This is a genomic window from Roseibium salinum (assembly GCF_026240905.1).
GTDB classification, from domain to species: domain Bacteria; phylum Pseudomonadota; class Alphaproteobacteria; order Rhizobiales; family Stappiaceae; genus Roseibium; species Roseibium salinum.
This window is the reverse complement of the sequence record NZ_JAPEVI010000003.1, coordinates 172,159-192,162: the sequence shown is the minus strand read 5'-3', so window position 1 is coordinate 192,162 and position 20,004 is coordinate 172,159. Positions and strand designations below refer to the sequence as shown.

20 protein-coding genes are annotated in these 20,004 nt (G+C 59.2%); 1 reads left to right on the top strand and 19 read right to left on the bottom strand.

The window, feature by feature from the left end:
• Positions 1 to 318 precede the first annotated feature (318 nt).
• From ON753_RS05355 to ON753_RS05285, 15 genes are all read right to left on the bottom strand, one after another.
• Entirely contained in the window at positions 319 to 1,356 is a 1,038-nt protein-coding gene (locus ON753_RS05355; RefSeq protein WP_265961542.1) for a hypothetical protein, read from the bottom strand.
• A gap of 771 nt (positions 1,357 to 2,127) precedes the next feature.
• On the bottom strand, positions 2,128 to 2,610 hold the full coding sequence (locus ON753_RS05350) for a hypothetical protein (RefSeq protein ID WP_265961541.1): 483 nt from the start codon (positions 2,608 to 2,610) through the stop codon (positions 2,128 to 2,130).
• A 402-nt stretch (positions 2,611 to 3,012) separates the two neighbouring features.
• On the bottom strand, positions 3,013 to 3,372 hold the full coding sequence (locus ON753_RS05345) for a hypothetical protein (RefSeq protein WP_265961540.1): 360 nt from the start codon (positions 3,370 to 3,372) through the stop codon (positions 3,013 to 3,015).
• Between the two features lie 245 nt (positions 3,373 to 3,617).
• On the bottom strand, positions 3,618 to 4,508 hold the full coding sequence (locus tag ON753_RS05340; RefSeq protein ID WP_265961539.1) for a hypothetical protein: 891 nt from the start codon (positions 4,506 to 4,508) through the stop codon (positions 3,618 to 3,620).
• 15 nt (positions 4,509 to 4,523) lie between these two features.
• The gene (locus tag ON753_RS05335) at positions 4,524 to 4,919 is read right to left on the bottom strand and encodes a hypothetical protein (protein WP_265961538.1); all 396 of its coding nucleotides are present in this window, start codon (positions 4,917 to 4,919) and stop codon (positions 4,524 to 4,526) included.
• Between the two features lie 854 nt (positions 4,920 to 5,773).
• Positions 5,774 to 6,688 (bottom strand): hypothetical protein, encoded by a 915-nt coding sequence (locus ON753_RS05330; RefSeq protein WP_265961537.1) that lies wholly within the window; start codon positions 6,686 to 6,688, stop codon positions 5,774 to 5,776.
• 2 nt (positions 6,689 to 6,690) lie between these two features.
• Entirely contained in the window at positions 6,691 to 7,005 is a 315-nt protein-coding gene (locus ON753_RS05325) for a Bbp19 family protein (protein WP_265961536.1), read from the bottom strand.
• A complete protein-coding gene (locus ON753_RS05320; RefSeq protein WP_265961535.1) occupies positions 6,987 to 8,696 on the bottom strand; it encodes a portal protein in 1,710 nt (569 codons plus the stop codon). Before ON753_RS05320 ends, ON753_RS05325 begins: the two co-directional genes overlap by 19 nt.
• Positions 8,696 to 8,917 (bottom strand): hypothetical protein, encoded by a 222-nt coding sequence (locus tag ON753_RS05315; protein WP_265961534.1) that lies wholly within the window; start codon positions 8,915 to 8,917, stop codon positions 8,696 to 8,698. Before ON753_RS05315 ends, ON753_RS05320 begins: the two co-directional genes overlap by 1 nt.
• A 488-nt stretch (positions 8,918 to 9,405) precedes the next feature.
• The gene (locus tag ON753_RS05310) at positions 9,406 to 11,403 is read right to left on the bottom strand and encodes a hypothetical protein (protein ID WP_265961533.1); all 1,998 of its coding nucleotides are present in this window, start codon (positions 11,401 to 11,403) and stop codon (positions 9,406 to 9,408) included.
• 329 nt (positions 11,404 to 11,732) lie between these two features.
• Positions 11,733 to 12,242, bottom strand: coding sequence for a hypothetical protein (locus tag ON753_RS05305; protein WP_265961532.1), 510 nt, complete (start codon positions 12,240 to 12,242; stop codon positions 11,733 to 11,735).
• Between the two features lie 127 nt (positions 12,243 to 12,369).
• Positions 12,370 to 12,861, bottom strand: a complete 492-nt coding sequence (locus tag ON753_RS05300) for a hypothetical protein (RefSeq protein WP_265961531.1) — start codon at positions 12,859 to 12,861, stop codon at positions 12,370 to 12,372.
• Positions 12,862 to 13,313: 452 nt separating this feature from the next.
• Positions 13,314 to 13,670 carry a hypothetical protein gene (locus ON753_RS05295; protein WP_265961530.1) on the bottom strand — a complete coding sequence of 119 codons (357 nt, stop codon included), beginning with the start codon at positions 13,668 to 13,670 and terminating at the stop codon, positions 13,314 to 13,316.
• A gap of 168 nt (positions 13,671 to 13,838) precedes the next feature.
• Entirely contained in the window at positions 13,839 to 14,567 is a 729-nt protein-coding gene (locus ON753_RS05290; RefSeq protein WP_265961529.1) for a hypothetical protein, read from the bottom strand.
• 7 nt (positions 14,568 to 14,574) lie between these two features.
• Positions 14,575 to 15,507 (bottom strand): LysR family transcriptional regulator, encoded by a 933-nt coding sequence (locus ON753_RS05285; protein ID WP_265961528.1) that lies wholly within the window; start codon positions 15,505 to 15,507, stop codon positions 14,575 to 14,577.
• Positions 15,508 to 15,617: 110 nt separating this feature from the next.
• Here ON753_RS05285 and ON753_RS05280 point away from each other — a divergent pair, with 110 nt between their 5' ends.
• Positions 15,618 to 16,229: an FMN-dependent NADH-azoreductase gene (locus tag ON753_RS05280; RefSeq protein ID WP_265961527.1), complete on the top strand. Its 612-nt coding sequence runs from the start codon at positions 15,618 to 15,620 to the stop codon at positions 16,227 to 16,229.
• Positions 16,230 to 16,316: 87 nt separating this feature from the next.
• On the opposite strand, the gene ON753_RS05275 is transcribed toward ON753_RS05280, so the two are convergent.
• The 4 genes from ON753_RS05275 to ON753_RS05260 all read right to left on the bottom strand — a co-directional run bounded on the left by ON753_RS05275 (position 16,317) and on the right by ON753_RS05260 (position 19,734).
• On the bottom strand, positions 16,317 to 16,919 hold the full coding sequence (locus tag ON753_RS05275; RefSeq protein ID WP_265961526.1) for a hypothetical protein: 603 nt from the start codon (positions 16,917 to 16,919) through the stop codon (positions 16,317 to 16,319).
• 232 nt (positions 16,920 to 17,151) lie between these two features.
• Positions 17,152 to 17,685, bottom strand: a complete 534-nt coding sequence (locus ON753_RS05270; RefSeq protein WP_265961525.1) for a hypothetical protein — start codon at positions 17,683 to 17,685, stop codon at positions 17,152 to 17,154.
• A gap of 14 nt (positions 17,686 to 17,699) precedes the next feature.
• The gene (locus tag ON753_RS05265) at positions 17,700 to 19,280 is read right to left on the bottom strand and encodes a hypothetical protein (protein ID WP_265961524.1); all 1,581 of its coding nucleotides are present in this window, start codon (positions 19,278 to 19,280) and stop codon (positions 17,700 to 17,702) included.
• The gene (locus ON753_RS05260) at positions 19,252 to 19,734 is read right to left on the bottom strand and encodes a hypothetical protein (RefSeq protein WP_265961523.1); all 483 of its coding nucleotides are present in this window, start codon (positions 19,732 to 19,734) and stop codon (positions 19,252 to 19,254) included. The genes ON753_RS05265 and ON753_RS05260 overlap by 29 nt, the downstream gene beginning before the upstream one ends.
• Positions 19,735 to 20,004 lie beyond the last annotated feature (270 nt).

Genomic DNA, 20,004 nt, shown 5'->3' with positions numbered 1-20,004 from the left:
CGTTCCGGCGCTCCGGTCCTACTCCGCTGAACGATCTGCCTCAGAACGCCCCAATCAGGAATGATTATTTCCATCTATTCAAGTCGAACCCACAAACACATATTTTCAGTTTTCTGCTGATGAATTGACGGCTCCTTGGGAGCAATATCCTTGTTGTTCAGACAGGAAATTTCGAAAGGTTCCTTCTGATCAATCGCTTCATGGCCCCGCCCCGTTGTGCGTTTTCATGCGATCTTTATTCGCGCCGCCAAAGCTCCTCCCCGTTCGGGGAGGAGCAATCTGCGGAAAACCGCCGATAGCGGCCACAAGAAACCGAAATCAGATATTCACCTTCAGGCAGGCGAGTTTCACGTTCTTGCGGGTGTATTTGCGGTTCCAGTTGGCCGCATTGCGCAGCTCGGCCAGCGCGGCACCCTGGGATTTGGCCAGGGACGCCGCGGTGAAGTCCATGCCGGCCGGGTGGATCAGCTCGAAACGGCGGGTGGTCAGGTAGTCCGCGCCGCCGCCGTCGCCGATGTCCGGATCACGGGTGATTTCCGTGCCTTCGTTGCCGTAGATCGTCGTCCGGTTCGGCACCTCGTCGATATGCATGAAGGCGCCCGGGGCGAACAGGAAGCAGGAATATTCATCCGAATTGGTCCCGGCCGTCACCGGCATCATCTCCGAGTGCAGCACCATCATGCCTGCATAGTAAGGCACTTCGAACGGGGCTTCGGAGGGTTTCTTGAACTCGATCTTTTCATCGTCCAGCAGCGTGCCGTAGACGAAGCTGTGCATTGCAATGACGCGCAGGTCGTCCAGGTTCTCGCCCATGGTCAGCCGGGCGCGGTTGATCGCCTGGTAGCTGATGCGGTTTGCGGCCGTCGGCGAGCTGACGTCGGAATAGATCGAATAGACCATGTCGCCGCCGTCATTGGCCAGGTTGTCTGCGATAACGCCTTCCGCTGTCGCGATGATGCGCTCTTCCTTGCGCCGGCCCCAATAGGCGCCGATGCGCTCGGCCACCCGGTTCATGGCGCTGTCGCCCCGGCCGGTGGCGGCATAGCTCGCCACGGTCTTGGCACCGTATTTCTTGGCAAGGCGGTGCTTGTAGGCCTTCATGTCGCTGGCCGTGATCTTCGCGGCGCTGATCTTGTTGTCGCTGTCGTCGATCACCGTCGGTTCGGCATCATCGAGATCCTCCCAATAAGGCACCTCGATCTGGTTGCCGCCCGCCTTGAAGCGCTTGGCAATCTCGGGCGCGGGCGCCGCCAGGATGCCGGACTTTTCCAGCATGACCAGTTTCGCCGGCTTGTTCTCCGCCATATAGGGCGTGAAAACGCGCGGCACGACGATGTCGGAAATTGCAGAAGTCATTGATTGTCCTTTTGATTTTCGTGAAATTGATCCGGCGTGAAAGTGGATGTCGCTGACGGCACGCGCCGGTAGATGCGGCGCGTTGCTCCAATCGGTTTTTTCTGCCGGAAGGTCGCCTCTCTCTTTCAGGAGAGGCAGGAGCAATGCTCCGGGTAGGAAAGTGGAGAGCGGAGCGCTCCCCGCCGCCTCTCCCTCACCCAATCTCTCGCCTGACGGGAGAGAAATCGCTTGCGCGCTCATCGCGGCAGCCGCTCCGTTGAGGCGCCAGGCCAGCGCGCACGAAACATGTTGCCGAAGCGCGGGTCGCCCGGCGTCAATCTGGATTGATTTGGTGAGACGTCCCGGTCACCGACGTTGCCTACCCCACGGCAACGCTCCGAAAGGCCCTTTTGCCGCATTGATCGGAAAACCTGCCGCGTGCGTCCGGCTAGGCGAAGGCCTCTGAAAACCCGAACATCTCAGGGTCGCGTCCGGCCGCCAGAATAAGTTGCTTCGCCCTCACCGGATTGCGTTCCAGGAGAGTCGCCTGCTGTTTGAGATCGGGTTTGCGCGTGTCAAACGGATTGACGTGCTCCGGAACTTTCGGCTGAAGCAAAGAGCGGGTGCCATCGGGCTTGACCCTCGGTCAATACGGCCGATACCCCCGCGTGTTTTACTGCATTAAATTGATCCGGACTTAGCCGGAATCCTTTCGTGGCAGATCGAACGTCCCGCGTATAATCAGAGTTAAAACTACGAGGATCCAAATGAATATCTTTAGAACTTGCCATTCTAATTTGTTCCCCTTGACTTCAAGTATAAACTTCCATCTTCCCCGATTTTAGAAACGTAGATTTCTTCATCATTTTCCGCACACAAGTTGTTTCCGCTTTCTATGACGATCCAGCTTTCGTGTATTATTTCGACTTTCTCGGTTTCACCCTTCACAGTCCAAACTCGAAAATACTCTTCACTAAAATCCGGGTCCCACTTTTTCGTTGAAAACTTACTTATGAGAACCAAAGGGGAAATTATGCATAGTTTATCGTAGTTACTCGACGAAATTATACTGTTTCCAATCATAAATTCACCGTTCTTAATTCTATAAACAACGGGAGACGTGTCGTAGGCAGCCATTGTGTAGTAATCGTCGCAACCGCTTAAAAGAAATCCCAGAAACACGAATAGAACTATTCTTGAAGGCCCTGATGCTTTGATGCCCCCGGGAAAGCGGGCGCTTTGGCGACAGTCCTGTATTTGCGCAACGCTGCTCATCGGCAACCTCCACTCGAAGCCGGTGCCGAGTTTGCGAACACTCTGAAAATTCAAAACGCGGCGATCGGAACGGCAAAGTCAAAGACCCCGGCGCACGGCATGCATCCGCCGGGAACCGGCTTTCGGGTCAGTCTTCTACGATGGAGCCGTGCAGAAGCTTTCAATCATCCTTGCAGATTTTGCGCAGTCTGACAGGAGCCGGGAAACGAACCACTGCATGATGGAAAGCATGATTTGTCGATCCATACCTATTCGTCTGGCTTCCATACGCACCGCATCGACCAGTTCGTTCTGTTTAACTTTTAGAAGCTTGAATGCTCAAGATTGCAGTTGGAGTGATTTTGGGAGCGTCGGTGACTGCCGTTTAAACGAACCCAACGACGCCGCTTCCATGGTCTTCACTCATTCAGTTGCATTGCAATTTTCTTCGATAACCGGCGGCAACAGACATGTGAAAAGGGGAAAGCAGGACAACGCGGACCAGTCGTTTCTTCTGCCAACCTCGACAACGCCTGCTATACTCGTCGCATCAGGAACGTAGCGGTATTCCGTAAAAAACGGCGACCAATCCGCCTCAGTGCGCTTTTCGATTTCAAGCGGCCCGACCTGCCGCGAAAGTGCGGGACAATGTTCGGAAATATACTGAATGTCGTAATCTCGCATGTCTCGGTGAAGTCCGCCAAGAGCAAGGAAATAGATGACATAGACGGTACAAAGAGCCGGAACGACCAGAAATAAAAGCACCCGAATTCCCTTTAACATTCCGCCCCCTTCTAAAGATAACCAGACAGGGAAAACCTGAATCGTTTTCCTATCCTCATTTGCATTTCAAGCTCATGACTTCTTCAATTGGCGTCACTCTGGACACAAGGGAATCGATCCAAACTCGAAAATACTCTTCACTAAAATCCGGGTCCCACTTTTTCTTCGAGAATTCACTTATGAGGCCCGATGGAATGGCATTGATTGGCGACCGCGCGCACAGTACTGGGTTTCGAACGTCTAGACTAAAATCCGAACATTACGGGATCGCGCCCCACAGCCAGGATAAACTGCTTCGCCCTCGCCGGATTACGCTCCATAAGAGTGGCCTGCTGCTTGAGGTCGGGTTTTCTCACGTCAAACGGGTTGGCGTTTTTGAGAGCGTTCGGATCAAGTGAGCCACGCTTGTCTTCGACTTTCTGTTCATTGCCTGGAACTGTGTCCCGGCCTTCCCTTTTATGCTGCTCATGGAATGTAGGAGCTAAACGAGTGGGAGAAATCTCATTCTTGAGCAGCGACGGCGGTGTCTCTTGCTCGGTTTCTCTATTTTGATTCGGCTCTGCCGCTTGCCTGCCCACGTTCCCGAAGAGGCCAGCAAACACGTCCTTGTGATTGGAATAAGTCTCCTTTCCCCACAGGATCGGGGGCATTTTTGAGAATAGTTCTGGCTTGAATTCCGATGCGTTAACGCTGCCGGGTGAAACATATTTCTCACCCAACCGAGGTGCGTTTCCTCCGGACCATTGCACAATTCGGTCGACTAAGGTGTTGCTGTTGTTCGATCCCGCATTGTACTTGGTATTCTGCTCCGCAATTCCTTGCGCCATTCCCACCATTTTAAAAAATTTCCTGGAGAGATCAGGTCCTTCAAAAACAACTTCTCTTTGAACTTTTAAGGCTGCCTCTTCATTCTTCGGAGAAGACCTGAAAACACGAACTGACAAGTGGCCAAATTCTGCAAGGTCATTGGGTCCACTAGAGGCAAGTTCTTCGAATGGACTCCAGCCATAATCTCTCGAACCGTGACCATGGATCTGGAACGTCGTACCATCGGACCGCGTGTATAGAATGAACTTGTGATGCGCTAAATTACCAGTGACCGCGATAGGATTATAACCAACTTCTATTTTTTCCATATGACAACTCACTTCTTAAAGAAACCATTTCACGATAGAGGCGCCACCATATTTCAATTCACCATCTTTGAGCTCAAAGTAGATTGTAAGCTCCCGGTCAGGCAGTGGGAGCCTGGAAACGGCTCTTTCAAGATAGATCAAAGAACAACCACACTTTTCTTCCTTGCGAATTGAGATGTTGCTTGAAGAATTGGCGGCGATTTCAAACACTTTATAAGCGTCATCCGGCAGATGTCTTTTAACAAGCAAAGACACATCCTCCGGTGTGTTCATCAGAAGAGGTATTCGCTGCAGATCCGCAATATACGCCGGAGACGGGAGCATACTTCCCAGAAAATATCCAAGCATACACCCGCCCGCAGTAAGCAAAAGAGCCGTTGCTGCTTTTCCTGTTTGGAAAATCCTTTTCATAATCAACCTCACGGAGAATACAATTCTATTAAGGCAGCTCTCTGTGCAGAACGTTATGCACATTTTCGCAATTATTGCGCAGTTGAGCGGCGCAGCACAGGATGGACCTGCACTAACGACCGCTCATGCTGCTTCGTCGGTAGGGACGCTACGGGTCTGCGGGCATGGCGCAGTAGGTCCTGTGAAATACAACACCATAAAATCTGTCTTCACCGATGCGTATACTTTGTCCCACCGGCCATTGTTTGATCCTTATCTACATTTCGTCAGTCCAACCGCTTTTTTCGCAGTACCATCTGGGCTCTCGCACTTCTGCTGTGTCCGTCCGTTTCAGGATTAGACAGAGCCCGTCTGACCTGGACACCCTTTGTTCGGAATGCAGCGAAGGGAGGGGCGGGAAACTGGAAAGAAATCGAATTCATTCATCCGCCCATTCCTGATGAACCACAAAGTAAAAATCCTTCACCAAATCGCACTTCCTCATTATCTGGAAGTATTCCCAATACATTTTGGTAATATTTTTACTATATAAACTTATAATACTAACCTTCTTCTCACCGGCAAGCCTCTCCATGACGGCGCCCGGAGCGCAATTGTCAGCCATATGCACTCTTCCAGATGCACTGAACTGCTGGGATCGTTTGATGCGCAGGCGCTGAGAACCATTCCAATCAGCGCGGCGGCCACCTTTATCGCCCTCACGACTTCCTCCGTTCCAGCCATGTCGACCGAGAGTATGTTCCCCTTATGTTCCAATGCAACCAAAAAGTGAACAAGCTGCACTTGTTCTGCCGGCATGGCGGTTTCGCCGCCACACAAAGAAGAAGAAGGCGCTCTCAGCATGCCGCCGGCTCCTACAGCCGAAACAGCCTCGGATCCCGCCCCGCGGAGACGATCAGCTGCCGCGCTCGCGCCGGGTTGCTTTCCAGGAGCTCCGATTGCCTTTTCAGGTTGGGGTTGTCGGTGTCGAACGGATTGTCCCCGCCCGTCCCTTCATTCAGGCCGGAAAGGCCGTCCTCGGCAAAGGCCCTGTCGTGGATGAAGGCCAGCAGCTTGACTGCCGTCGGGTCCGCCACCTGCTGCAGGCCGCTGTCGTCCGCCGCCCTCAGGGCGCCCTTTCCGGCAAACCAGTCGGACAGGTCGACACCGGCGGCTTTCAGCCCGCTCAGGGCCCGGTCGGCCCTGGCCACCACGTTCTGGTAGCCGTCGCTTTCCGGCTCGCCATATTCCTTCACCAGCGCCCGGTGGGCCGCTTCCACGGCATCCGCCTGGCGCAAGGCACCCTCGCGGGAAGCCTCCTCGTGGGCGGCAAACTGCTCGGCCATCTTGCCGACCCACCTGTCATGCAGCTTTTGCGCCGCCTCCGGATGCAGGCCGGCCTCCTGAAACCAGCCGCCCGCCTCCCTGGCGAAGGCCTGGTCGTAGGGAAAGTTCTCCGGCAGGGCCTCCGGCATCTTGAACCGGTACCCGTCCTTGGGTGTCCAACTGCTTGAGACCTGCTCGTAGAAGGCCGCCTGTTCTTCCTCGCTGGCATTCCCGTCCGGGACGCTCACGGTCCCGGAAAGCTCCTGGCGGAGCGAGCGGTAGCTGTCCAGCACATTGTCCACCCCCTGCCAGCCGTTCTCCATCGCCAGCGCCCGGTCGTTGTCGCTCAAGGCGTTCCAGAAGCCGGCATCGCCGCCTCCCGCGCCATGGCTCCCGCCCAGGTCCTCGCCCTGCCCGTCAGCCCGTCCGTCAACCGGGCTGCTTGCGTCAAATTCGCTGTCCATCGTCAAAAGTCCTCGTCATTGTCAAAGTCGGGCAGGGTTTCCAGTCGCGCGGCCTCTTGAAGCGCGGCATGCTCTTCCGGCGGTATACGGATCATGGAAAGGATGCGGGCATAAAGCGCCTTGCGGCCGTCCAGATAGCCGCTCGCCCGCGGGCTGAGGTCCGCGGGCGGCGCCTGGTAGATCCCGCATTCGGCCGCTAGGTCGGCCAGCACGGTCTCGCCCTCGCCAGACAGGAAAACCGACCGATAGGCCCGTTCGATCGCCGCCGCCCTGTCCTTGCGCCGCCGCGCGGCGCGCTTCAGGCTATGCCACACCATCGAGGCCTCCCTGCCCGCCGATCGCCTTCAGAAGCGGCGCGCCGTCCTTGGCCATGCGGGCCATGCTTTCTCCGGCGGCAAGCTGCTGCTGCTGTTGTTGCTGCGCGGCCCGTTCGGCCCGCAGGGCCTCCACGTCCTCCGGCCGGCGCTTCAGCTTCGCCGGCAGGCCCAGGGCGCGGCGGGTCAGGTCGTATTCCGCCTCCCGGTCGTGCAGGTCGAGGATCGACGGATCGGCCCCGGCGGCAATGCCGAGGTAATCCTGGAAGCCCATGATCGCCTCGAAATGCCCGGCCTCGCGCATCTGGTCGATGGGCGCCGTCGACGTCAGGGTCACATCGCCGCCCAGCACGCTTTCCGGCGGCTCCAGGGGCGAGATCGGCGGCAAACGCGCCCCGGCGGCCCAGAATGCCGATTTCCCGTTCGAACAGCGCCTCGTTGCCCGCCATGATGTTGGTGGAGAACGGGCCGATCATGTCGGCCATTTCCTTGCGGCGGATATTGGCTTCCGTCGCCGTCCGTCCGTTGCCCTCAAGCAGCGTCTGCCACAGGTCGCCGTAAAGCCCGATCCGCAGTTTCTCGCGAATATTCTCGATCTGCGCATCCGCCGCGCCCGGATTGACGGTGTCGATCATCGGCCGGAACAGCGGCCGCCCCTGCTCGTCGATCAGGCCCGGGTTGGTCCGGCCCGGATTGAGATCGAGCTGCCGCTCTTCCCGGTGGGTGGCGATCGGCGGGCGCACCGCCTGGGAGCTGGCGATCAGCCCGTCCCTTGCAAGGCTCTGCAGACTCTTGATGTCGCTCATCAGCTTGGCCTGCGGCGGCGAACCATAGGGCGACAGGCCGTCACGATCCCAGCGGCTGATCACCAGCGGATATTCGAAGAACCCGCCCCTCCGGCAGATATGCTTGCTCTCGTCCTCGAAATGCAGGCTTTCATAGCGGGATTTTCGGATGTCACCGGCCTGCGGATGCCCGCCCTCGCGCAAGAAGCAGGCATGCACGAACTGGTGTTCGGCATTCTTGCGCTTCGGGTCGTCCGCTTCCTCCTTCACCTTTTCGGAAACGTTGCCGCCATATTCCTTCACCGCCTGCCACGCCTTCAGCGTGCGCACGCGGAAGAAACCGCAGTCGTTCCCCTGCGCATCCACGATCAGGTAGACCTCGTAGAGCGGCACATAGCGGTAATGGATCGGCGTGCGGATGTCGGCCAGGTTGCCGTCGTTTTCGACCGGAAACAGAACGCCGGTGCCGAGCTTGACGGTGGACAGCAGCCGCGAGCGGTTGGCGAGCGCAAAGCCCGACCGGCCGGAATAGCGCACGCGGAAGAGATGGTCGCGCACCAGCTCGAAGAATTCCTCGTCCGCCTGGGAGGGCTCGGGCGCAAAGGGGTCGCCGAAGCCGACCCCGTGCCAGTTGAAGCCCTCCGGCATGGTCAGCGAGCCGACGCCGGAGGCCAGCCTGTCGAGCAGCCACACCGCCGTCGGGTCGTAGAGCTTGCGCGAGCGTTCCCGCGCGGCGGACTGGCGCAAGGCGCTCATCCCGTCCGGCGCGCTCACCCCGCCCGGCCGGTTGAACGCCCGCTCCATGTCCGGCGCCGTATAGGTCACATAGTCCTGCCAGTCGGCTTCATACCACTGGCGCTCGGCCCTGGCGCTGTGCAGCTCGGATTTCAGATCGTCAACTATGCCCATCAGGCCCGCCCCAGAAGTGTGACGCCAGGCCGGGAGGCGCTGCCGTAATCGCTCACGCCCAGCGGACTGGTCAGGTTGGTTGCCCGCGTGCCATAGGCCGCGGCCCGGCGGCGCCGGTCGTTTTCCTGCAGGTTCTTCGCCTGCCGCTGCGGATCAGGTTCGCGCGGCGGCGGCGGCGTCGGTTCCGGAGCGGGCTGCTTCGAGCCCCCAAACATGCACATGGGTGGTCCCCTTTTCTTGAAATGTCTGAATTTCGGGAGGCGCGGCGGCACGCGGCGCAATTCGCGGCGACAAGCGCACACGCCCGCCGCTCCCGCCAGGCCGGAAGCCGGCTGTCATCGCCGCATTTTTTTGAAGAAGAAGAAGTCGCCGTTGGTCGTGCGGGTCCTGCCGGCGCCTGCCCGGATCAACCTGCATATGGAGCAAGCGGATCGCTACAGCCGCACTTTCCCAAGGTACCGTGATAGGACCTGTTTTAGCCTCGTTCTGACGAACGGTCCAGCACCCCGGGAACGTCTGAACTCATTGTTCAGACGCGACTTTTCGAAAACCGCTGGTTAATCAAGCGCTTCAGATCGGCGCGCCGTTGAGCGCTCTGGACACGAAAAATCGGCGGCCCCAGCGTACGGACCCGCCCGCTTCCCTGCCTGCGTCACATGCAGCGTTCCCCTGCAGGTGGCGGAAGGCAGACGCCTGGCGGTCCTGCCCGTCATCCCCCTTGGGGAGAAGGTCCGCCAAGCTCCTGGCCCAACGGCTTCGGGCTCGGATTCGCCCTGGGCACCGGCATCGCCGCCCCCGTCTGCTTTTCACCTGCCTGCTTTGCACCTGTCTGCTTCGCCCCCGACAGCTTCGCCCTTGCCGCCGCAACCGGATCGTCAAAGCCGTACGGCGCCGCCTGTTCACCGAGCGCCCGGTTATACGCATCCGTTTGCTTGAGGCGCGGCCCGCGTATGTCCGCCTGATAGCTGTCGGTCACGACGTGCTGCCGGCCCGTGTCGTCGTCATAGGCCAGGGTCATGCGCGGGCCATAGCCCTGATCGTCCATCCAGGCTTTCTTGCGGTCCCGGCCGGTCTTCTCGTTCGGGGTCAGATACCACCGGGCCGCCTTGATGCCTTGGGCCTCCAGGAAGGCTTCCACATCGCTGCGGATGTAGTCATGCCCGGCGCCTTCAAGCTCGGGATAGACCTTTTCCACCGGGTGCTTCAGCACCGTGCCTTCCGGCGCCTGCGCGAAGGCCGACAGGCCCCAGTCGAAGGCGAACAACCGCCCGGCAAGCAGCTGCGCCGCTTCCATGTCGCCGCCCATGTCCACATAGCTCTCCTTCACAAGCGCACGGAATTCCTCCACCGCCTGCGCCTCCTCCTCGGGCGTCAGGCCCAGGCGCCTGTAGGTGTCGTAGGAGGTCCTGCGGGCGAAAGGTTCTCTGTTTGTTCGCGCATCCACACCAGCGGAAGCCGGGGCTTGGGAACGTGCGCCATCCATCCGTCCGGCATCGGGGGAAAGACTGGCGGCGTCCGGCTGTGGCGCGCTCAGCGGTGTCTTTGCTGTTGCCATCGGCTCCGCCGACATAAGGCTGGACTGCACCGTGTCTCGCGTGAAGGACGGCTGCGGGAGCGGCGCCGATCCCGGCAGACCCGGCATGGCCGACATCGGAACGTGCTTTTCGTCCGAAAGAACCGTGTCGCCGGAAAGAGCGGCTGCATCCGGCCTTGGCGCGGTCAGTGGCGCATCGGCGGTTGCCGTCGGTTCCGCGGCGAACAGGCTTTGCTGCGCGGCCATGCGCTGCCGCAGGTCGAAGGTGAGCGTTTCGGCCAACTCCGCCTGCGTTGCGCCGCTATTGGCCGCCTGCTGCGCCGCGCCGCCTTCCTGCAGCGAGGCCCGCAGATGGGCCAGCGCCTCAGCGGTTTCTTCTTCGTCCCCGCTATCGCCCAGCATGCCGTCGATAACCCCGCCGACCGCTCCGGTCAGCGCATCGCGCCCGTAGACATAAGCTTTGAACGTCTCCGAGCCCTCGACGGTTGTCGCCAGTTCGGCCAGTTCCTGAATGACCGGGTTGTCCGGATAGGCCTCACCGTAAAGCTGCGTCACCGCAACGATATCGTCGATATTGCCCAGCACGTCCCAGGCCTTCTTGACGACGCCCACGGGCGTCAGCGACACCGCCAGATCGACCCCGACATCCGCCGCAAGCCCCTTCAGGTCGTCTTCGCTAAAGTCCAGCCCGAGTTCGCGTGCTGCCTGCGCAAACGGAATGCTCCTCTCCTCCGCCCGCGCCTTGACCATGCTGAAAACGGGCACGGCCGCAAGGCCGAGAACAAGCGCGGGAGCACCATTGCGAAAGAGCTTTGTGAACCGCTCTCCGACCTTGCGGTCTTGGGTGTCTTTTATGAATTTCTGTGCGTACTCGTAGTTTTTGGGGATCTCATACCGGTGCACCTCAAGCTCGTGCACTGCGCGCTCCGGAGACAAGTCGAATTTGCCAGCTTCGAGCCTGTTCGTCAGCGCCGTGAACTTGTCCCTTGGTAGCGGGACGTCCGGATGTGCGCTCAGCCACGTCAGTGCCGACCTCGTGCTCAATCTGTCGAACTTCAAGCCATTCAGCGGATGCCCTTCACCGACATTGTTATCCAGCAGATCGATGTCGCGGCCGATGACTTCGAATTCATACTTGACCCTGTTCACCCACATGAACTTGCGGATCGCCATATCCGCTCGCTCCTTTCCCCCACGGTTACTGTTCCGCTTTCCCTCGGGGTCGTAGAAATTCTCTTCTTTTTCACCTTCAACTGGATCAATTGACACGATGTGTTTGGAGTTATCTTCCAACCACTGCTGCAGACGTTGTCCCTTTTTACTTTCCCATTCTTGAGAGTCTATCAACTCTTGGGAGAAATCTTTGTTGAAGAAAAACTTGTCGCCCCGGTTTGTGAGGGCGTTCAGCCCTTGAAGCGGGTCAGATTTGGTGCCGGTTCTCTTAAGGATCGTCAGAATCTCGGAGGCGTCTAATATTATGACTTTTTCCATCATGAACGCCCCTAGTTAAGGAAGGCAATGTGCTTTGAATACTTTTTTCCCGCATAAGCTCTCGTCTCCGGAGCTGACAACGATGGAAGGGTACCGTTTGCCACTGCTTTAGCTAACGACGTTCCTGCGCCGTAATTGTTTTCGTCGTAGGGGAGCCGTACTTTCATCGCGTACCAACGCGCGAAGTCGTGGGTGGTTCTGTTATCCTCCCAGGGACAAAGCTCGTCGAAACCTTCGTCGTCCCGGCCGAAGTCCGGATTGGCGTCAAGATACGCCACCCACGCAGCTGATTTTTTCAGTGCTTCGTGAAGTTCAGGGTACTTGAAGTACAGCCCAGCCAGATGAATGGCCGTCTCGTAAGGCAGTTTAGGTGCCCTGTTTTTTGGGTCCCACGAACTATACTTGTTAAAAAAGGCCCTACCCTCATCTGTAGCCTCAAACGCCGCCAGCTCTTCCCGCCACCCTGTGATGTCTTCAAAATCTGCCATTGGCCCGCCCTCAGTTTCTCTCGATTTGTTCATGGATTGTTCCAGAATGCAACCAGCGTCATCGAGATTGCATTCAATCATCGAACCGAATTACCACCTGATCCCGCTCTTCGGATAAAGGTCAGAATTTCGGAGGCATCGGGGAGTATCACCTTCTCTCTCATTTCCCCTCCTCACCGGGAAACAGGATCTCCTTGGAGAATTCCTTTTCCGCATAGGCCCTGGTCTCCGGAGCTGTCAGAGACGGAAGCTCTCCGATCGCAACCTTGTAGGCCAGGCGCAGGCCTGGCCGAAGGTTCGAACTGTCATAAGGAACCTTGGTTTTCATTGCATACCAGTGCTCGAAGTAAAGCACGGTCTCGTTTTCCTCCCAGGGACAAAGTTCGTGGAAACCTTCGTCATCTCGTCCAAAGTCCGGATTGGCATTCAGATAATCGAGCCAGGCCTCTGACTTTTTCATCGCTTCAAGAATTTCCGGATGTCTGAAGTACAGTTCAGCAAATTGAATGACTGTTTCATAGGGCAGTTTGGGTGCCCTGCCTTTTGTGCGGTCCCACGAACTATACTTGTTAAAAAAGGCCCTACCCTCGTCTGTGGCCTCAAACGCCGCCAGCTCTTCCCGCCAGCCGGTAATGTCTTCAAAATCCGCCATTGGTCCCGCTCTCAGTCTCTCTCAAATTGTTCACGTATTGTTCTAACGCCGTTTCGCATCCGGTAAAAGCATCCTCCACGCAGTCCTGCTAAAATCTCTCGAGCCGGCACCTTCGCCTGGTTGCAATTTCCAGGCTACCGTGACAGCGCCCGTTTTAGCCTCGTTTTGGCGAAACGTCCAACGCGCGCACTTGTCTGCCCCCTGATCAGACGTGCCTTTTCGAAAACCTGCCTGCGTTCAAGGGCTTCACAGCCGGTCCCCGTTGAGCGCTTTGCTCCCGAAAATCCTGCTGCCCTGCGCGCTTGTCCAGACGCACTCGTGCTACTCCGGATGATGTCCCAGGAGGTGGTGTAGCTGGCGGGACGTCATCGCAATGCCTGTTCCAGCACACCTTCAGAACCCTGTCGAATAATTTGCGACAGGGCGCTCCAGTCCAGAATAATAGTTTCCATTCAATCGACACCGTAGAACCATGCAGAATCAATTAGTTTCCGCCGTATGAATTGCCGGGTTTCTTCAGAAGAAAGATCTTTGAGTTCTCCTTTCAGCATTGAAACAACAACCCTTTGAGCCAATTTCAGCGGCCCTATAAGCGGGCCGTCAGGATGCCCTTCAAAGCCTTGTTCTTTGCTAAATTCATAGCTGGCCCAATTCAGCTCGACTTGAATATCGCGAGCCCCCATCGGGTCGTCGTAGGCTATTTCCTCCTGCCGAAGCATCAGATTGCAAAGCTGCTCGTTACCGGCCAGCACCGTTGCATATTGGATGATCAGATCTTCCAGATCTTTGCCTTGAGGTATTTCTTTCATCTCGCAGTTCCTTTGAATGCTTCCGGAATGGAACCGGCGGCAAAGCTCTCGGCGGTTGGCCCCATCCAGCATCGAGGGCGTTCAGCCCCTGAACCGGATTGGCTTTGGTGCCTGTTCTCTTTATGATCGTTAGGATGCCAGAGGCGTCCAGGATTATGACTTTTTCCATCACAGGCGCCCCTCACCAGAGAAGCTGATGTCTTCCGAATGTTCTTTCTCCGCATAAGCTCTCGTTTCCGGAGCTGACAGCGAAGGAAGAACGCCGTTTACAACTGCTTTGGCCAACGCCGTTCCTGTGCCGTAATTGTTCCTGTCGTACGGGAACCGTACTTTCATCGCGTACCAGCGTGCAAAATCATGAATGGTTCTGTTGTCTTCCCAGGGACAAAGCTCGTCGAAACCTTCGTCGTCCCGGCCAAAGTCCGGGTTAGCATCCAGATACACGGACCAGGCAGCCGATTTTTTCAGTGCCTCGTGGATTTCAGGGTGTTTAAAATACAGTTCGGCCAGATGAATCGCTGTCTCGTAAGGCAGTTTAGGGGCCCTGTTTTTTGGGTCCCACGAACTGTATTTGTTGAAAAATGTATGGCCCTCTTCTGTGCGTTCAAACGCCGCCAGTTCTTCCCGCCAGCCGGTAATGTCTTCAAAATCCGCCATTGATCCCGGCCCCAGTTTTTTCAAGTGTTCATGGATTGTTCTAGCACCAACCTGCGGTTGGGAAAAGGGGTCCGTGTTGTGATCTGGAGAAACGGACCTGGCAGCCCCTGCTTGCGCTCCGCATGTCTGATACCAACCGTTCGCAGACAGGTTCACGAAAAGCCCTGTGCAACCAATCGATTTGCAGCGCTTGAACGTTTTCAGGCGGCTTTCCGGCAACTGGAAAGCCGCGCCGGCCATCGGTGGATCAGTATAGCCGGTACCGTTTGGCGATCTCGCGATCCCAGACCGGCTCGGGCGTCAAGCTCGCTGCCATGTGGTCGATCAGCTTCCTGACCCGCAGAGGCAGGGGCCGCGCCTCCGGGTAGACGAGGTAAGCCGCGTTGTCCGACCACACATGGTCGGCAAACAGGGGGACGAGACGGCCCTCAAGAATGCTCCTTGCGCTCAGAAAGGTCGGCTCCAGGCCGATGCCGAGGCCTGCTTGGACAAATTTCGTCAGAAGGTCGCCGTTGTTGCACAGCACCCGGCGTCCCGGCTGGACCCTGCCCTCCGTGCCGTCCGGCCGCAGGAAATTCCATTGGTTGCTTTGCTTCGTGGAGCGGTAGCGCAGGCAGGGAAAGCGGCCGAGATCCTCCGGGCTTTCCGGATGGCCCATCCGCTCCAGCAGCGCGCTGGCGGCGACCGGAACATGGCGGATCTTCGTCAGCCGCCGCGCCCGCAGGCTGGAATCGGGCAACTGGCCCAGGCGGAGCACGACGTCGTAGCCTTCTTCGATCACGTCGATCCGCCGGTCGTTCAGCTCGAGGTCCAGCTCCACACATGGGTAGCGTTCGAGGAATTCCGCCAGAATTCCGGAAAGATGCAGGTGTGTGAAGGAGACCGGCGCGCTCATCCGGATCCGGCCCTCAAGCTGCCGCGTCGTTTCCTTCAGCGACGTCTCGGCATCGTTCAGATCGGTCAGGATCTGACGGCACTGCAGATAGAAGTCGTGTCCGGGATCCGTCAGGCTGATCTTTCGCGTCGACCGGCGCACAAGCGTTGCTCCCAGGCGCTGCTCGAGCTCCTTGAGCCGCCTGCTGACGGCCGAAAGAGCAAGACCGGACCGGCGGGACGCCTCGCTCAGCGAGCCCGCCTCGATGATGGCGACGAATGTCTCGATTTCGCTGAGGCGCGACATACCTTCTCCAAACTGGAATAATCATTTGCTGTTCTAGCTCATTCCTCCTCCCAATGAGAAGCCTTATGTCAACTTTCATCTTGTCCAGGACAAAAAGGATCTGAAGACACATGAAAGTACTCCGCCTCGATACAAGCGCCCGGAAGGACAACTCGGTCTCACGCGCGCTCACCTCCCGCTTTCTCGCCGGGCTCCGGGCAGATGTTGAGATCATTCACCGCGACCTGTCCGACCCCGTGCCGCTCATCGGCGCCGACTGGGTCGCCGCCGCGTTCATGCCCGATACTGAGCGCACCGAGGCGCTGCGCGGCTCGCTCGCGGTTTCCGATGCACTGATCGAAGAACTGCAGGCGGCCGACCTGCTGGTCATCGGCCTTCCGGTCTACAATTTCACCATCCCGGCCAGCCTGAAGCTGTGGCTCGACCAGGTCTGCCGCGCCAACGTGACCTTCCGGCACACGGCTGACGGCCCGGTCGGCCTTCTGGAAGGCAAGCGCGCGGTCCTGATCTATGCCTCCGGCGGCACCCGGTTCGACTCGGAGGAGGACTTCGCCAGCGACTACATGCGCCACGTGCTTGGCTTCATCGGCATCGACGATGTGCGTTTTATCACGGACGAGAACCAGATTTCCGATGAAGCCGTGCTCGCAAGTGCCGAGGCTGACGCCGGCCGTCCCGGCCGTAACCTGGCCTCCGGCTCCTCTGCGGCCCTCGCCTCCTGAAGCCCGATTTCTCGTGCCGCGCGCTCCATGGCGCGCGGCCCGGGATCTCTCAACGTCCCGGCAACGGCGCCCGGAAAAGCCGCACGATCACACCGTCTGCAGATAGGTCTGCAATTTCGCCCGCTGCGGATAATCGACGTTGAGATTGCCGCTGTTCAGCTGAAGGGTCTCGCCGGGTATTCGCACGGTCCCGTCGCCGAAGAATTCGGCTGCGAACAGGAACGGCAGACCGGGTTTCTTCAGATTCCATTGCAGGAAACCGCCGCCGGCCGGATACTGGTCCTTCGGCGCCATGCCGCCGTCATGCGGCGTCGTCGGCAGGATCTTCACCAGCCGGTCACGGCCGGACACCTTGGTAACGCCCAGGCCGGCAGCCTGCAGCGCCGCATAACCCTCGGTTCCCCGGGTCGCCAGAACGTCATCATGGACGGCGCGCCGCATCCGGTCTTCCGCATCGCTTGCCGCGGGCAAACCGTATCGTCCGCCCGAACGCAGCGTCGTTCCCTGGAGTTCGAAATCATCCGGCTTCGGCAGGCTCTTCAAAAGCAGCAGCTTGAAGCCCTGCGACAGCCGTCCGGCGTGAAAGCCGACATTTCTCTCCGTGGCCCTGAAATCGGCCAGGATGACCGCTTTCAGCTGCGAAATATTGCCTGAAATCGCGGGTGTCATGGTGCCGAGCGTCAATGTCATGTCAAAAGGTCTCCGGTCGAAACTTTCCAAAACGCCTGCCGATCCGGTGAATCTATGGTCATGGCGCCGGATTGCAAAGTGTACCTTGCTGCTTGTTCGCCCCCAGTGCCCGCCGTCACAATCCTGCTGTTCCGTTTGACCGGATGCGATAGAACCCCAGAGCTTTGAGGGTGACGTGCCACTCCCGCAAACGGTTACCCCGGATGCAGCGAAGCGGAGATCCGGGGCCCACTCACTGGTCCGCTTGTCGAAGGGGAGAAACGTGCAAATGCGCATCCGAATTCGATCCCGACGTCTCTGGACATGAACAGGTCCCGGCTCGGCGCACCCAGGCATAGACGAAAAAATCCTCTCCGCCCCGGCCGTAGGAGCGCAAGAGCCCCTCGCGTTTTGCCCCCAGCGCCTCGATCCAGCCATGGGCAATGTCGTGGTCTTGGAGCGTGATGGCCTGCAGCCTGCGGCATTCCTGTTCGATCAGCGGGCGCAGGCTGGTGACATGGCGCGTGATCAGCGGCACGCAGCGCCGGAAGCGCTCCGTCCCGAACGCCCAGGCCTGCCAGTGGTCGGGATCGAAAGCCGAAGCCCGGCTGAAACCGTAGGCGGCCGCCGGCTGGCCGTCGTACCACACGGACCAGACCATCCCCGGCACCGCGGTTTCCATGGCGCAGACACCTAAGGCCCGCGTGTCCCAGTCCTTCCACAGGCAGGCGATCTCGCGGTGGTCCTCAGGGCGCATGTTGGCGGCGATGAAGCTGGCATCGCGCACGCACAGCTCCCGGATCAGAAGTCGCCGAGCGGATCGGCCAGGGCCGCCATCCGCCTCCGGCTTGTGGCCTGCACCACCTTCCTCAGCTCCGCTTTTTCCTTCCATCCCAATGCCTCGACAATCGCGTCCGCCTCGTCCGGGGACGAGCCGAGCCGTTCCTTGATCTCTTCCTTGCTCTCGATCAGGATCCTGCCGCCCTTCATCTTCCAGCGATGGGCCGTCAGCTGCGCCTTGACGCTCGCCGAGCGCCTGATCGCCAGACCCAGCCCGCTTTTCGGGTGCAGCGCTTCGCGCAGGCGCCAGTAGAGCTGCGCCCGCAGATTGTAGAAGGGGATCCTGCTGTCCTTCGCGCATTCCCCGGACTGGGCGGAGAACACGCATTTTTCCGCTGGGATGTTGTTTTCCCTGGTCAGGAAACCCACCGTGTCGCCGCCCCAGCCGCCGGTGCAGTCCACCACGATCAGCGCGTTGTCCCGCCGCTCGCGGATGATCAGCGAGCCGACATCCGAACCGTCCCGCGTGTCTGTGCCCCTGACGACGATGTTCTGTTCGAAGCGCCGTCCGTGCAGCGGTTGCAGGACCGTCCTGTCCTTGCCGCCCTGCGCCACGTCGACGCCCAGCACGCTCATCGGCTCGTCCCGGTCCACGCCCGCGTCATAGCGCTGGAAGGCCAGGTCCACCCATTCGGACGGGATCACCTGCCACTCGTGGTCCTGCCGTGCGGCCAGAAAGTCGCCGGTCTTCAGCGCCGTGCGCATCGGCTCCGGCATCTGGTCGAGCTGCGCATCGTAGTCCGCGCCCAGAAACCTGTTGTCCTGGCGCCTGGCGGGAATGAAGGTCCGGCTCTTGGGCGTGCGGATTTCGCCCTCGATCTCCACCGGCTCCGGCCCGTCCACCCACACGGTGCGGATGGCATCGCCGTCGTCGATGAATACCGCCCACAGCAGTTCCCCCGGCTTCACCCTGCCGTAAAGCGGGTGGAGCGGATCGAGCCAGGGCGCGAACCATTCGCTTAAAAAATCACCCTGCCCGCCGAGCGGCGGATTGGTGGCGATCAGCCCGCGGCAGCGCTGCCCCGCGCGCGTGGAGCGCAGCCAGCCCAGCACGAAGATGATCTTGCGCGGGTCCATCTGCGCGCCTTCATCGAAAGCCTTCAGGTCGTGGTCCCGCCCCTGCCAGTCCTCCTCCGATCCCGGCAGCCCCAGATGGCCGAACTCGATAATGCGCTCGTCCGGCCCCACCCATCGCGGCGGATTGCCGGAAATCTTGCCCATGCCCGCCTGGCGCATCAGCGTGTTCATCCGCTCGATCACGCCCTTGAGGGATTTCAGCGACTGGCGGAAGATCGCCGCCTTGTGGTGGGCAAAGAGCGCAAGGCCCGCGATCAGGTCCGTCTTGCCGCCCCCCGCCGCCCCGCCGTAAAGGGTGAGATCGGCCTCGGAAAAGTAGCCGTCCGTCTGCGGCCCCGGCTGCGGCCGCCAGACGCTGAACTGATCCAGCACGCCCGCTTCGTCCAGTTGCTTCTGCAGGGCGACACGCTCAGGTGCCGCCATCTTGTCGATATGCTCAATCAGCGTTTCGAGGGCCGTCGCCATCCTTGCGTGTGTCCTTTGCGGTCAGCAGCGCCATCACCCCCAGAGCGATTTCCTCCGAGCTGCGCGGCTTGAATTTCTCCAGTTTTTGCGCCTCGTCCGGTCCGCCCAGGATGCCCCAGGCCTCCACTTCCGACCGGTCGCGCCAGCCGGCGCGGTTCTTCATGTTGAAGGTCCAGGCGCTGGCATTGAACTTGGCGAGTTCGCCCCGCGCACCGTCCTTGCCGATCTTCTCCCACTCCAGCAGCCCGCGCCTTGCGGCCTCTTCCAGCTTTTCGGGCGGAAAGTCTTCTGGAAACTGTTCGGCGTAGTAGCGGATGGTCCTGCGGTCGGCGCCGGGAAAACTGTCGATCGAGTATCCGGCGGCCATATGCGCGCAAAGCGCCTCACACACCGCCTGCCGCGCCTTCCGCGTCTTCCACTTCAGCGCCTTTGCATCACTGCCCGTCAAAGACATGATGTGCCTTTCTGGTTTGATTGGATAAGGTCCGGGAGCCTGTCTGCCGCAAGCGAAATCACCGCCCAGCGGCCCTCCGTCGCGGCTCCTCGTCATCCCTGCACGTGCGGGGATCGGAAAACTTCTGAATTCATGATCGTTTCCAGCCGGTGACACTCGGAACACCGGCCCCCGAACCCCACCTCGCCGTTCCAGGCGTGGCTGGATCAGCCTGATGAAGAAAAATTTATGACTTCAGAGGTTTACCTACAAACACATCCTCATCCTGAG

Coding starts and splice junctions, on each gene's coding strand:
- ON753_RS05355 (WP_265961542.1), bottom strand. CDS start 1,356: ATGACTTCTGCAATTTCCGACATCGTCGTGCCGCGCGTTTTCACGCCC.
- ON753_RS05350 (WP_265961541.1), bottom strand. CDS start 2,610: ATGAGCAGCGTTGCGCAAATACAGGACTGTCGCCAAAGCGCCCGCTTT.
- ON753_RS05345 (WP_265961540.1), bottom strand. CDS start 3,372: ATGTTAAAGGGAATTCGGGTGCTTTTATTTCTGGTCGTTCCGGCTCTT.
- ON753_RS05340 (WP_265961539.1), bottom strand. CDS start 4,508: ATGGAAAAAATAGAAGTTGGTTATAATCCTATCGCGGTCACTGGTAAT.
- ON753_RS05335 (WP_265961538.1), bottom strand. CDS start 4,919: ATGAAAAGGATTTTCCAAACAGGAAAAGCAGCAACGGCTCTTTTGCTT.
- ON753_RS05330 (WP_265961537.1), bottom strand. CDS start 6,688: ATGGACAGCGAATTTGACGCAAGCAGCCCGGTTGACGGACGGGCTGAC.
- ON753_RS05325 (WP_265961536.1), bottom strand. CDS start 7,005: ATGGTGTGGCATAGCCTGAAGCGCGCCGCGCGGCGGCGCAAGGACAGG.
- ON753_RS05320 (WP_265961535.1), bottom strand. CDS start 8,696: ATGGGCATAGTTGACGATCTGAAATCCGAGCTGCACAGCGCCAGGGCC.
- ON753_RS05315 (WP_265961534.1), bottom strand. CDS start 8,917: ATGTGCATGTTTGGGGGCTCGAAGCAGCCCGCTCCGGAACCGACGCCG.
- ON753_RS05310 (WP_265961533.1), bottom strand. CDS start 11,403: ATGGCGATCCGCAAGTTCATGTGGGTGAACAGGGTCAAGTATGAATTC.
- ON753_RS05305 (WP_265961532.1), bottom strand. CDS start 12,242: ATGAACAAATCGAGAGAAACTGAGGGCGGGCCAATGGCAGATTTTGAA.
- ON753_RS05300 (WP_265961531.1), bottom strand. CDS start 12,861: ATGGCGGATTTTGAAGACATTACCGGCTGGCGGGAAGAGCTGGCGGCG.
- ON753_RS05295 (WP_265961530.1), bottom strand. CDS start 13,670: ATGAAAGAAATACCTCAAGGCAAAGATCTGGAAGATCTGATCATCCAA.
- ON753_RS05290 (WP_265961529.1), bottom strand. CDS start 14,567: ATGGCCGGCGCGGCTTTCCAGTTGCCGGAAAGCCGCCTGAAAACGTTC.
- ON753_RS05285 (WP_265961528.1), bottom strand. CDS start 15,507: ATGTCGCGCCTCAGCGAAATCGAGACATTCGTCGCCATCATCGAGGCG.
- ON753_RS05280 (WP_265961527.1), top strand. CDS start 15,618: ATGAAAGTACTCCGCCTCGATACAAGCGCCCGGAAGGACAACTCGGTC.
- ON753_RS05275 (WP_265961526.1), bottom strand. CDS start 16,919: ATGACATTGACGCTCGGCACCATGACACCCGCGATTTCAGGCAATATT.
- ON753_RS05265 (WP_265961524.1), bottom strand. CDS start 19,280: ATGGCGACGGCCCTCGAAACGCTGATTGAGCATATCGACAAGATGGCG.
- ON753_RS05260 (WP_265961523.1), bottom strand. CDS start 19,734: ATGTCTTTGACGGGCAGTGATGCAAAGGCGCTGAAGTGGAAGACGCGG.